This window comes from Paenibacillus endoradicis (assembly GCF_024721975.1).
Map to the genome: position 1 here is coordinate 153040 of NZ_JANQBB010000008.1, position 12458 is coordinate 165497.

The following is a 12458-nucleotide window of genomic DNA, read 5'->3' on the forward strand; positions in this document are numbered from 1 at the left end:
GAACAGTTCAGCAAAGTTATTCATATTTTATAGATCAAGCAATTTACATAGAAGTAATTGTAAGATGTTTTATGAATTTACTTATCACTTTGCAGGAAGTGGCTTGCGGAAGTTTACGTAAAGGTTTAGGAGGTGATTAACATGCTGTTAGCCATTGATATGCAATCAGAAACACCTATATATACACAGATTGCGCAGCAGATTATCGAAGGGATAGCGAAAGGTGAGCTTATTCCAGGGGAAGGCTTACCGTCAGTACGAGCTTTGGCTGTAGATTTGGGAGTGAACTTGCATACTGTCAACAAAGCGTATCATTTATTGAAACAGGATGGATATGTTCAGATTAATCGCAAACAAGGAGTCATGATTGAACCTGATGCATTGCCAATTGCAGATGAACAGTTTAAGAAAAACTTGATGGAGCGATTAAGACCTCTTGTTGCCGAGGCAGTAGCTAGAGGAATGGAAGTAGATCAGTTCGAGCAGCTGGTAGGTATAACGTTCAAAGATATGCTCCCGAATCGTACTTAATAAATGAAAAGTTGAAGCTTATGCTTTCGATGTATTTTTCATTTATATGAAGAATACCGAGTAGTTAATGAAAAGTTGAAGGAGATGAGATTTATGAATGGAATGGAACTTTGGATATTACTAGCGTTGTTTGTACCGATTATTGCAATCGTGGCAATTACCCCTTTAATAACAAGGAAGGTTGAGGCATTTGGTGTAACTGTACCAGAAGGCGTCAAGCAAGAACCGTTCGTCAAAAAACAGATCAAAACTTACATTACGCTATGTACGGCGCTTGGCTTAGTTCTAATTGTGGCATTACTATTGTTATTACAAAGCAATCAAGATGAATCTTTCTATGCAATCGCTTATTCTTGCTTGATATTCGGATATATCATTGCGAGCTTTGCATTCTATTATGCTAGCCATGTGCAGATCAAAAAATGGAAACAAACACAAAGCTGGTACGATGAGCAACTTGCCTCTCAAAAGATTGTTGTACAAACGGGTTTCTATAATAAGAGAATGACGATTTCAATAGCATGGTATATACCACATTTCCTACTTGTATTAGGTACAGTAATTATTAGCTTATTGAACTATGATAAGTTCCCTGACATCATTCCAATGCAATTTAATTTTGATGGGGAAGTAACAAGAAGTGTCGAGAAGAGTTTATCAGCAGTACTTGGATCATCTGGTATTGCCCTAACGATGATTATTGTATTTATTTTCTCTCATATTTCGATAGCCAAAGCAAAACAAGTTGTTGAAAGTAAAGATCCAGAAGGTTCAGTTGAACGCAATCGTCGTTTCCGTTATTCTTGGTCTATCTTTACAGCGATAACTGGATTTTTGATTGTATTGATTATGTGCTTTGGGCAACTATCTTTCTTACTTAATATTTCTAACAATACTAAAATGCTAATCGTATTTGCTGTAGTTGGAGTTATTGTTCTAGGAGCAATTGTGCTAAGTATAAAAACAGGGCAAGGTGGGTCACGAATCAAGCTTAATGACTCGACTGGGAAAAGTAATGTAATAGTTGCGGACCAAGATCAGTACTGGAAAGCTGGAATTTTCTATTGGAATAGTAATGATCCTGCGATCTTTGTTGAAAAGCGCTTTGGTGTAGGTTGGTCAATGAATTTTGCAAGACCTATAAGCTGGTTATTAATTATGGGAATTCTTGCGATTGTCTTAATTCCGAGCATTTTCTTATCGTAGTATTCAATGAGTAATGAATTAATGTTAAAGGAATTTGTAAGGAAATAAAATATTATTTCTATAGATTAGTAGGTAGTGCGAAATTAAACTTATTAATATCAAGGAGGATAAACGTATGAAGCCATTTAATTATTTAATGAAATCTGTCTTGTCCCTTGCTCTAGTTAGCTTTTTTTTCTTATCACCTGTCAGTCAATTGAACGTGTCAGCAGCGAATCCAGATTGGGTACCTGTACGAGTAGCAGCTGAGTCTATTGGAGCTAAAGTGGATTGGAATCAAACTGAACAATTAATTACGATTAAACGAGGTAATCTCACGGCAATTATCCCAGTCGGGAAAGAACAAGCACTAGTAAATGATAATGAAATTAAGATGGAATCTTCAGCTATTATGAAAGATCATAGAACTTTTATTTCATTAAGTGATTTCAATGCTATATTTGGTATAGAGGCGAATTGGAATAAAGAACAACAAACAGTCGGCTTTGATGCAACTGATTTAGAAGGACTTTCAAGCTTATTTATATATCAACTATTTTCAGGGAATGTAGCGAGTTTGCCTGTTATGATGAACGAAGCATTAAAATCGAATCTTCCTGAGCAAGCTCTTGCAATTATTGGACAACAATATTCCGCTGCTTATGGTAAGCCGATAATGCAGCAGTCTCTAGTTGTGGAGAACAATGGCGTGCATACAAATGTTGTCATGGTTTATGAAACCAATATATCGTCTTTGAAAATTACATTAAGATTCGATGCTAATCAATTCATCGATGATCTTTACTTTGAACAAATCGCGGTTGCAGATACTTATCAGAAACCAGCTTATGATATTGGAAACTATTCAGAAATAGATGTAGTAATCGGGGAGGGCACGTTTGCAGTACCAGGGACATTGACTATCCCTGAAGGAGAAGGCCCATTCCCTTCGGTTGTACTTGTTCATGGTTCTGGTCCACATGATCGTGATTCTACGATTGGCGCAGTTAAAATATTTAAGGATATTTCAGTCGGTTTAGCTGCTCAAAACATAGCTACATTGCGCTATGAAAAAGTAACGAAAGAGCATAATGTAAAGGTAGCTTCTTTACCACAGTTTACTTTGAAAAATGAATCTGTCGATGATTCTGTTTTGGCAGTCAAATTGTTAAAGAATAGAACCGACATTGATTCTGCTAATATTTATATTGTTGGTCATAGTCAAGGTGGTTACGTCGTTCCAAAGATTTTCGAGAATGATAAAAATAACGATATCGCAGGTGCTATATTGCTGTCAGCGCCAAGTGGTAATATGACAGATGTACTGAAGGAGCAGCAGGCTGAAGCTCTAGATCGGTTAAAAACATTGGGCTATTCTTCCGAAATTATTGCTAGTCAAGAACAAGCTGCTGCATTTATTAGTCAGACAGTAGATTTGATTAATGATCCGCAGTATTCTCTAGAAAAATTACCGGAGTCATTTCCAATCCCTCCTGCTTATTGGTGGTATGAGCAAAGAGATTATCTACCAAGTCAGGTGGCAAAGCTACAGAATGAACGAATGCTCATCATCCAAGGAGAGAATGATTGGCAAGTTAGTATGAATCAATTCAATGGTTGGAAGGAAGATTTGAAAGATCGCACCAATGTATCGTATATTTCTTATCCGAATATTAATCATGTTCTAACTGAATATGAAGAGTTATCTATTGGTACTGAATATTATCAGCCTTCCAATGTTAGTGGGAATTTAATTGCTGACATGGCGAAATGGATTAAACAATAATGATAAAGTAGTTAGATTAATATTTTATTTCTGAATTCGAGTCCCCGTTTGTAGCAGAAGCACGCCTAAAATATGCTAAAAACATGAACGGTAGCTCTTAAATTTAGCAAGAAACGAATATTTTTAACTTTTTATTGAAAAACATTCGTAAAATGATTGACAAAAATGTGTCTACCTCTATAAAATTGAAAATGGAATACAACAAAAGCATATACTTTCGTATAATCTCAAGAATTGGCTTGAGAGTCTCTACTAGATCACCGTAAATGATCAGGCTACGAGGGGTGAAAGAAAGCCACTAGGCCAGTGGTATATTTCTTTCCTTTTTGCAGAGCCTAGAGAAATGCGAGTTACGCATTTTCTTTTTGGGCTTTTTTGCTTGTTCCATCACAATTTTGGGAGGTTATATTCAAAATGGATCGTTTCTTTCGATTAAAGGAACTAGGAACAAATGTAAGAACTGAAATTATGGCAGGTCTAACGACTTTCATGACTATGGCGTATATTCTAGCGGTTAACCCTATGATTCTTGGTAACGCTGGTATGGACGTGACAGGAGTATTTCTAGCTACTGCATTGTCAGCAGGTATTTTCACAATTGCAATGGGTATTTTCGTTAACTTCCCAGTTGCACTTGCTCCAGGTATGGGTTTGAATGCTTATTTCGCATCAGTAATTCTTGCATCAGCTGCAACGGATACGCCGATTACACCAGCAATGGGCTTAACGGCAGTATTTATCTCAGGTATTATTTTCATCATCTTAACAATTACGCAAATTCGTCAAATGTTAATTGATGCAGTACCTGATAGCTTAAAGCATGCGATTACAGTAGGTATTGGTCTATTCATTACGGTTATCGGTATGAAGGGTAGCGGCTTGATGACCATCAATGTGGAAAGCTTTACAGATATTACGGCTGGTGCTTTTACACCAGTTACAGGTAATGAGACTGTTATCGGTCTTGGTAGCTTCACTGATGCAACGATGATCTTCACAATTGTAGCATTATTGATTACAGCAATTCTTATGGTACTTAAAGTTCCGGGTGCAATTCTGTGGGGAATGTTAGCGACAACACTTCTAGCTATCGTAACAGGAAATGTTGATGCTGGTGCTTCATTATCAGGTGCGCAGTGGATGCCAGACTTCGGCACAATGCACTTTGCAGACTTCGACTTTGCGGGTGTTATGGAAGTTGGTCTAGTTACAGTAATTCTTACATTTACATTCGTAGAAATGTTCGATACATTCGGCACATTAGTTGGTACAGCTACTCGTGCTGGTATTATGAAAGATAAAGTAGAAGGTAAAAAACGTGTAGGTAAAGCAATGTTCGTTGATGCAATCGGCGTAAGTGGTGGTGCTGTTCTTGGTACAAGTACAGTAACGGCTTTTGTTGAGAGTTCATCTGGTATTGCGCAAGGTGGCCGTACTGGTCTAACTGCTGTTACGACAGGTATCTGCTTCTTGCTTTCAATCTTTATCGCACCGCTAGTTATGTTAGTTCCAGGCTCTGCAACTTCTGCAGCACTAATTATTGTTGGCGTACTTATGATGCAATCTGTGAAAGAAATTGATTTCTCTGATATGGTGTATGCAATTCCTGCATTCTTCATTATCGCGTTCATGCCTTTCTCTTACAGCATCGCTAACGGTATCTCTTTCGGTATCGTCTTCTATGTTGTACTTGCTACAGTTGCTAACCTAGCGAAAAAAGGTCAGTATAAAGTCCACTGGTTGATGTGGGTACTTGCAGTATTAATTATCTATCGCTACGTGTTTATGGGTGGAGAATAAATATAGCAACAGAAAGAAGCAGTGCTTGGCCGGCACTGCTTCTTTTTATTTTAAAATAATTTATGTCTAAAAAGCTATTCCTCGAGACTTAATAGCCAATGAATACCGAATTTATCATTTAGCATGCCATAACATTTACTCCAAAATGTCTCTTGGAGTTCCATTGTAATAGTACCGCCTACTTGTAATTGTTCGTAAGCAGATTCAATTTCTTGACGATTAGTGCTTACAAGAGCGAGTGAAATGTTGTTTCCTTCGGTGAAGGGCATACCAGGGAAAACATCGGAGAACATTACATTACTCCCACTAATTTGCAATCTAGCATGCATAATTAGATCTTTTGTATCTTCGCGTTTTGCTTCACCTGGAGCTTGTGGAATATCCCCAAAAGTCATTAACTGTGCTATCTCTTGGTTGAATACTTTAGCATAAAACTCAACAGCTTGACGGCAATTTCCATTGAAATTAAGATATACATCTACTGACATTTTGATTGCTCCTTTAATTGTAATGTATGCTCGTACAATGAATCACTAACGATACGTGTTCTTAGTTTATCATGACAATTATAAGAAATTCTATACCTATTAAGATACATATAAGGCAGATGGACAGAACATTATGGTAACCTAATAGGTAGAAATCTGTTAAAATCAATTGAAAGCGTTATTATACGAATAACAATGTATCTATTTCAACTTGGAAAATTAAACATTAAGGTAAGGTGAAGAAATGTACAAGGTAGATTTAAACTGTGATATGGGCGAAAACTTTGGCATATATAATTTAGGACAAGACGAAGAATTAATGAAATATATTACGTCAACAAATATCGCATGTGGGTATCATGCTGGAGATCCAATGACAATGCGCAAAACGGTAAAGTTAGCGCTTCAATATGGGGTAGCGATCGGTGCCCATCCAGGTTTACCAGATATGGCTGGTTTTGGTCGACGTATCATGGATATAAGTGCGGAAGAAATATATGGACTAGTATTATACCAGATTGGAGCTTTGCAGGCATTTGCAAAAGCTGAAGGAACTTCAATTACTCATGTGAAGCCTCATGGGGCATTATATCAGATGGCTAATCAGAATACAGCTATTGCTGAGGCCATCGCTGAAGCAGTATACCGTATTGACGGAGATGTATACTTAGTTGGTCAATCTAGCAGTAAACTTGTTAAAGCAGGTGCAAGAGCCGGTCTTCGTACTTTAAATGAAGTTTTCGCTGATCGTAATTATGAGATGGACGGTTCTTTGACACCAAGATCGCATGAACAAGCTCTAATTTTACAGTCTAAATACTCTACAGAGCGTGTCATTCGTATGGTGCGTGAACATAAAGTAGAGAGTAGAACGGGTGAAGAGATGAATATGCGTGCAGATACAATCTGTGTACATGGTGACTCTCCGGATGCTTTAGAACATGTGATTCAACTATCGCAAGCGTTATTGGAAGCAGGAATTGAGGTCGTTCATCCTGTATCATGACATTGTTAGGATGAGAGGGGCTTATATATGGAATATTCACTTTTGCCTTTAGGTGAGAAGGCAGTCATTATTCGGTTAGGGCATGAAATTAATGAACAAACGCATTATAAAGTTATGAGTTTATTGCAATATTTAGAGGGTGAATCGTTACATGCTGTCATCGAATATGTACCTGCCTATTGCTCAATAACTATTCATTATAATCCAATAATTATGAAAATAACTAGCCTGAGCAATGTATCTATCTCTCGAGCAATGCAAAGACAATTAGAACACTATATCGAGCTATTTGACACTAGAGAGAGTGAAGCTAACTTGTCGGAACATAGAGTTATTGAAATTCCTGTTTGCTATGGTGGTACCTATGGTCCTGATCTATCCGAAGTCGCCAGATATAACGATATGACAATGGATGATGTTGTACAAATACATTCTGGGAAATCATATCTAGTACATATGCTAGGTTTTGCACCTGGCTTTCCGTATTTAGGTGGAATGGACAAACGTATTGCTACACCACGTAAGGCAATTCCAAGTACTCGTATTATTGAAGGTAGCGTCGGAATTGCTGGAGAACAGACTGGGATTTATCCAGTTGCTACACCAGGTGGATGGCGAATTATAGGTCGTACGCCATTAAGGATGTTCAACCCGTTAGATAAAGTACCAACTCTGGTTCAGGCCGGAGATTGGATCAAATTCATACCAATTACGGTAGAACAATTTCGGCAAATAAGTACATCACAATGGACTTGAACAATGATTATAATTAGAAAGGAGGCGCGGTAAGTGGGTATTGAAGTCATTAGAGCAGGTATGCTTACTACAATTCAAGATTTGGGTAGATATGGGTATCAAAAGTTTGGACTCAATATTAATGGGGCGATGGATGAAGGCGCAGCAAGAGTCGCTAACATTTTAGTTGGGAATGAAGAGCATAATGCCGTTCTAGAACTTACGTTGACAGGTACTACATTAAAGATGACCTCTGATCATCTTATCGCTATATGCGGTGGAGATATGTCAGCAACTATGAATGGTCAATCGATACCGATGTGGCAGCCTTTCATTGTAAACAAAGATGCTTTAATTAGTTTTGGTCACTATAAAAGTGGTTGTAGAGTTTACATAGCTATTGCAGGTGGAATTAAGATACCAGCCGTCCTTGGTAGTTATAGTACGAATATGCGAGCTAATATTGGTGGCTATGAAGGTAGAGCTTTATGTAATGGAGATATTGTTGAGGTTCGTGAACTGCTTAACAATTCTTGTTCTTTTGGTTTGTGGAAGAAGCTTCAGGCGATAGATTCGATAGTATTTAGCGCACAGCAATTTGCTATAGCACATGAAGACATTGTGCCGATAAGGTTTATTTCAGGGCCTGAATATGATCTGTTAGATGAAGGGAATAAGCGGACATTCACGGAGTCCAAATGGGTAATTGATTCTCAATCTGATAGAATGGGATATCGATTGCAAGGTCCATCCTTAAACATGATACAAAAACAAGAATTAATATCTGAAGGTGTCGTTCATGGAACTGTACAATTACCGGCTAATGGACAACCGATTGTACTACTTGCAGACCGTCAAACGACAGGTGGTTATCCACGTATTGCGGTTGTAGCAGCAGTTGATATTCCGATGTTTGGTCAGTTAAAACCAGGGAGTGCAATTACATTTGTAGCGGTAACCATTGAGGAGGCAGAACAACTTCTGTTTGAATCGGAGCAAGATATTAAGCGATTGAAGATCGCCATTCAATTAAAGAGTAAACATTAATTGAACAGCAATCACAATTATTTGAAAAATAAGAAATGTGTTGGTAGCCGTCTTAACGAGCCATCCGAAGGTTTATTAATGATGCTCCCATTAAAGATAAGGGAAGAAGAACCACCACCATCTAAATTATAGGCATCAACTGCTCCATATCCTTTAAGTATAGTTTGAAGTTCAGTAAGTGTCGCACCTTTGCTACCATTTGTGTTATATCCATCGGTCACCATAATTAATAGTTGATCATCTTTATAGTTGGCGATAATCGTTCGAGGTGCCCGTGCCGGATTAGTTTTCCACTTATTCGGAATAGTTTGTGATGAGCCATTTTTTAATAATACAGGTACGAAGGTCGCACCGAATGAAGGCTCTAATTTATCCAATTGCTCTTTTTTGCTAAATTTCCCACCGATAAGCTTATTTTTACTGTTCATACCAACAAAGAATAAATCGGCTTGACTCGCTTGAAACCCTTGAATATATTCTCCATTCATAACCGTTGTTCCAAGTGGATAACGATCGCCCCCAGCATCAGCAAAGCCTCCTGCATTAATTGCTACTGCAGCACCATGTGTTTTAGCTGCGGTAAGAGTTGTCATCGTGTCGCCTAACTCATCTCCACCTAATACCATCTTCATTGCATCTGAACTTTTCAATTTCACCTTAACTACATAGGATTTGAAATTTTCCTGATTAATATAGAAGAGTTGCGCGCGTAGTTTATTCGTATCGATGGTAGCCGAAGGTTTACCAAGATGAGCTGTTATTTTGTTGTCGTAAATCGTTAGAGGTATTTGTTTACTAGCAGTAATTAATTTACTTACTGCACTTATTTCCTTATTCGTCTTCTCGTAAAGTTCATAGTTATCTTCAACATATTGAATGGTTTCATTCGCAAGATCAACATTTGCACCTAATTGATCATTGGCCATTACATATAGTTCTTCACGTTGGAGAGAAGTTTCTGATGTAATATCTTTAGGATTAAGGTCATCTTGTAAATTGATTTGCGTCGTAGTGAAAATCATCCATATAAACAGACCTATTATTGGTGCGGCTAAAAATACAAAAGTGCGGTTCATCCATTGTACTGCATTCATTATTTCATTAGCTCCAAGCTTTTTTGTAGTTCATTAAGTTGAGTTTTCATCTCATTCAATTGGGTATACAACATATTACTATTATCTGTACTAGAATCCGCATTGTCTTTTGTAAAGGTTAATAACTCATTAAGTTGTTCGATTTTGATCTGAAGATCGGATAATTGTGTAATATAGCTCGTTTCAAGTTTTGTTATTTGCTCATCGTAGCTAGTTTGAAGAGTTTTAATTTGTGTTGATGTTTGCTCTTCAATTTGCTCAGTTACGGTCTTTTTGAAATGTTCCATATAGGAATGAGTGGCGTAAAAACCACCTAAAATTAATAGTAGCCATAACATGAAAAAATTAATAAATGCGAGTCGGAGTCTACGTTTTTTTTTGCTTTCCTTTCGTCTTACTACTGTCAAATCTTCTGTTTGTAATTCTGCCATTTCTATTTCACCTCGGTAATTAGACGTTAACAACATTAATAATTGTTGCAACGTTATTACATTGTAACATTTTGAATTGCTTGATGGTGGTGTATAATGAAAAAAGTAAGAGGCATATAATGGAGGTTAAAGTCATGAATCAATTAGCTACATTTGCAGGAGGCTGTTTCTGGTGTATGGTTACACCATTCGATCAAATTCCTGGTGTAATAAAAGTAACATCGGGCTATACAGGCGGTCATACGGAAAATCCTACGTATGAAGAAGTATGCTCTGATACAACAGGTCATGTTGAAGCAGTTCAAATAGAATACGATCCATCGTTACTAAGCTACGAGAAATTGTTAGGTATGTACTGGCAACAAATTGACCCAACAGATATTGAAGGACAATTTAACGATAAGGGCCATTCTTATCGTACATTTATTTTCTATCATTCTGATGAGCAAAAAAGACTAGCTGAAGCTTCCAAGGCGGAATTAGCAGCTAGTGGACGATTTGATAAACCGATAGTAACGGAAATTGTTGAGGCTGATGATTTCTATGCTGCAGAAGAGCATCATCAAGATTACTACAAGAAAAATCCATTCCGTTACAAAATGTATGCTAAAGGATCAGGCAGAGAGAGTTTTATTAAACATCATTGGACAATCAAAAAGAATGAGAATGAACTAAGAGCCCGTCTTACGCCAATACAGTATGAAGTAACGCAAAACAATGCGACTGAAGCTCCATTCCGTAATGAATTTTGGGATCATCAAGGTGAAGGCATTTATGTTGATATAGTATCTGGCGAGCCATTGTTTAGCTCTAAAGATAAGTTTGATGCACATTGTGGTTGGCCAAGTTTTACGAAGCCACTTGAAAACCAGAATGTACTAGAAGAAGTTGATGTAACGCACGGTATGATTCGCACGGAGGTTCGTTCGAAGGAAGGCGATTCTCACTTAGGTCATGTATTTGAAGATGGTCCAGATCCTACGGGGATGCGTTATTGTATTAATTCTGCTTCACTTCGGTTTATTCCGAAAGATCAATTAGAGGAAAATGGCTTCGGTCAATATATGAGTTTATTTCAGTAAGGTTTAAGTGGCTAATTGGTTATCTAAAATAGAGGTGCCAATTGGCTACTTTTTGCTCTTGCTAACGTATAGATAGATATCATTAAGAGCGTTAAATAAGATGATATCTTTGGAGAAAGGGTGAAATTGTATGTCAGACCAATTTGAAAATAGTCCAATTGACCATTATGAGAAAATAATTGAGGCTTTGCATGATCGTAGAACGATCGGTAGAGTGAAGAAGGACAATGTTCCAAAAGCCATTATTGAAAAATTAATTGAAGCCGCTACATGGGCACCAAGTCATCATAATACTCAGCCATGGAGATTCGTAGTTATGACTGGCGAGGGTCGAGCGACGCTTGGCCAAGGTTATGCAGAAGTATTTACTGCAGTAACAGGTGAGACGGATGAAGAGAAAAAGTCCAAGGAAGTTAAGAAAGCTTTTCGTTCTCCAGTAGTTATTACTGCTATTTGTTCTCCTTCAGAAGATCCTCGTGCGGTACTAGAAGAAGAGTTGGCTGCTACCCAAGCAGCAGTACAAAACTTATTGCTTGCTGCACATGCGTATGGCTTAGGTGCTATTTGGCGCTCAGGTGCACCGATGTATCATGAGGTTATGCACAAACATTTCGATTTGCGTGAAGATGAGTCGATTGTAGGTTTCATTTATATTGGCTATGCGGATATGGTACCACCGTTAGCTTCGCGGAGACCGGCTAGTGAAGTTACACAGTGGCTAGAATAAAGAGGTAGTTCAAAAAGCGGACTTTGATAACGATGCTTGGCTTTGTAGCATATTCGACATCGAATATGAAGCGAACTTGGGAAGTCCGGTACGCATGTACCAACTACGTACATTTACGTTTCCTCCTTCCACAAGTAGCGCCTCATCTTCTCGATTCTGAAAGCCCGATATTTGAACCTCTATTTGAAGAGGTAGTTCAAAAAGCGGACTTTGATAACGATGCTTGGCTTTGTTACATATTCAACATCGAATATGAAGCGAACTTGGGAAGTCCGGGCCGCGTGTACCAAACACGTACACTTGCGCTTCCTCCTTCCTCAAGTAGCGCACCATCTTCTCGGTTCTGAAAGCCCGCATTTTGAACTTCTATTGAAAGAGGTAGTTCAAAAAGCGGACTTTGATAACGATGCTTGGCTTTGTAGCATATTCGACATCGAATATGAAGCGAACTTGGGAAGTCCGGTACGCATGTACCAACTACGTACATTTACGTTTCCTCCTTCCACAAGTAGCGCCTCATCTTCTCGATTCTGAAAGCCCGCATTT

General features: G+C 38.1%; 13 protein-coding genes and 1 riboswitch. Of the genes, 9 read left to right on the plus strand and 4 right to left on the minus strand.

Going from position 1 to position 12458, the window contains the following annotated elements:
- Window positions 1-141 precede the first annotated feature (141 nt).
- The 4 genes from NV377_RS22625 (at window position 142) to NV377_RS22640 (ending at window position 5302) form a co-directional block, all read left to right on the plus strand.
- On the plus strand, window positions 142-531 hold the full coding sequence (locus NV377_RS22625; RefSeq protein ID WP_258203084.1) for a GntR family transcriptional regulator: 390 nt from the start codon (window positions 142-144) through the stop codon (window positions 529-531).
- A gap of 93 nt (window positions 532-624) precedes the next feature.
- Window positions 625-1737, plus strand: coding sequence for a DUF1648 domain-containing protein (locus NV377_RS22630; RefSeq protein WP_258203085.1), 1113 nt, complete (start codon window positions 625-627; stop codon window positions 1735-1737).
- A gap of 115 nt (window positions 1738-1852) precedes the next feature.
- Complete coding sequence (locus tag NV377_RS22635) at window positions 1853-3502, plus strand: alpha/beta hydrolase family protein (protein WP_258203086.1); 1650 nt, start codon at window positions 1853-1855, stop codon at window positions 3500-3502.
- Between the two features lie 197 nt (window positions 3503-3699).
- A riboswitch (purine riboswitch) is annotated at window positions 3700-3800 on the plus strand.
- A 116-nt stretch (window positions 3801-3916) separates the two neighbouring features.
- A complete protein-coding gene (locus tag NV377_RS22640) occupies window positions 3917-5302 on the plus strand; it encodes an NCS2 family permease (protein ID WP_258203087.1) in 1386 nt (461 codons plus the stop codon).
- A 74-nt stretch (window positions 5303-5376) separates the two neighbouring features.
- Here the strand turns inward: NV377_RS22640 and NV377_RS22645 are convergent, their stop codons facing one another.
- Window positions 5377-5790, minus strand: a complete 414-nt coding sequence (locus NV377_RS22645) for a VOC family protein (protein ID WP_258203088.1) — start codon at window positions 5788-5790, stop codon at window positions 5377-5379.
- 244 nt (window positions 5791-6034) lie between these two features.
- Here NV377_RS22645 and NV377_RS22650 point away from each other — a divergent pair, with 244 nt between their 5' ends.
- Genes NV377_RS22650 through NV377_RS22660 form a run of 3 tightly spaced genes read left to right on the plus strand, consistent with a single transcriptional unit; the run spans window position 6035 to window position 8578 of the window.
- Complete coding sequence (locus NV377_RS22650) at window positions 6035-6796, plus strand: LamB/YcsF family protein (protein ID WP_258203089.1); 762 nt, start codon at window positions 6035-6037, stop codon at window positions 6794-6796.
- Window positions 6797-6823: 27 nt separating this feature from the next.
- Window positions 6824-7552: a 5-oxoprolinase subunit PxpB gene (gene pxpB, locus NV377_RS22655; RefSeq protein ID WP_258203090.1), complete on the plus strand. Its 729-nt coding sequence runs from the start codon at window positions 6824-6826 to the stop codon at window positions 7550-7552.
- Window positions 7553-7585: 33 nt separating this feature from the next.
- On the plus strand, window positions 7586-8578 hold the full coding sequence (locus NV377_RS22660) for a 5-oxoprolinase subunit C family protein (RefSeq protein ID WP_258203091.1): 993 nt from the start codon (window positions 7586-7588) through the stop codon (window positions 8576-8578).
- Window positions 8579-8595: 17 nt separating this feature from the next.
- Here the strand turns inward: NV377_RS22660 and NV377_RS22665 are convergent, their stop codons facing one another.
- Both NV377_RS22665 and NV377_RS22670 read right to left on the minus strand, forming a co-directional pair.
- Window positions 8596-9672, minus strand: a complete 1077-nt coding sequence (locus tag NV377_RS22665; protein ID WP_258203092.1) for a phosphodiester glycosidase family protein — start codon at window positions 9670-9672, stop codon at window positions 8596-8598.
- Entirely contained in the window at window positions 9672-10103 is a 432-nt protein-coding gene (locus NV377_RS22670; RefSeq protein WP_258203093.1) for a hypothetical protein, read from the minus strand. The genes NV377_RS22665 and NV377_RS22670 overlap by 1 nt, the downstream gene beginning before the upstream one ends.
- 134 nt (window positions 10104-10237) lie before the next feature.
- Here NV377_RS22670 and msrA point away from each other — a divergent pair, with 134 nt between their 5' ends.
- On the plus strand, window positions 10238-11185 hold the full coding sequence (gene msrA, locus NV377_RS22675; RefSeq protein WP_258203094.1) for a peptide-methionine (S)-S-oxide reductase MsrA: 948 nt from the start codon (window positions 10238-10240) through the stop codon (window positions 11183-11185).
- Window positions 11186-11315: 130 nt separating this feature from the next.
- A complete protein-coding gene (locus NV377_RS22680) occupies window positions 11316-11912 on the plus strand; it encodes a nitroreductase family protein (RefSeq protein ID WP_258203095.1) in 597 nt (198 codons plus the stop codon).
- 232 nt (window positions 11913-12144) lie between these two features.
- Here NV377_RS22680 and NV377_RS22685 read toward each other — a convergent pair whose 3' ends face one another.
- Window positions 12145-12399: a hypothetical protein gene (locus NV377_RS22685; RefSeq protein WP_258203096.1), complete on the minus strand. Its 255-nt coding sequence runs from the start codon at window positions 12397-12399 to the stop codon at window positions 12145-12147.
- Between the last annotated feature and the right edge of the window lie 59 nt (window positions 12400-12458).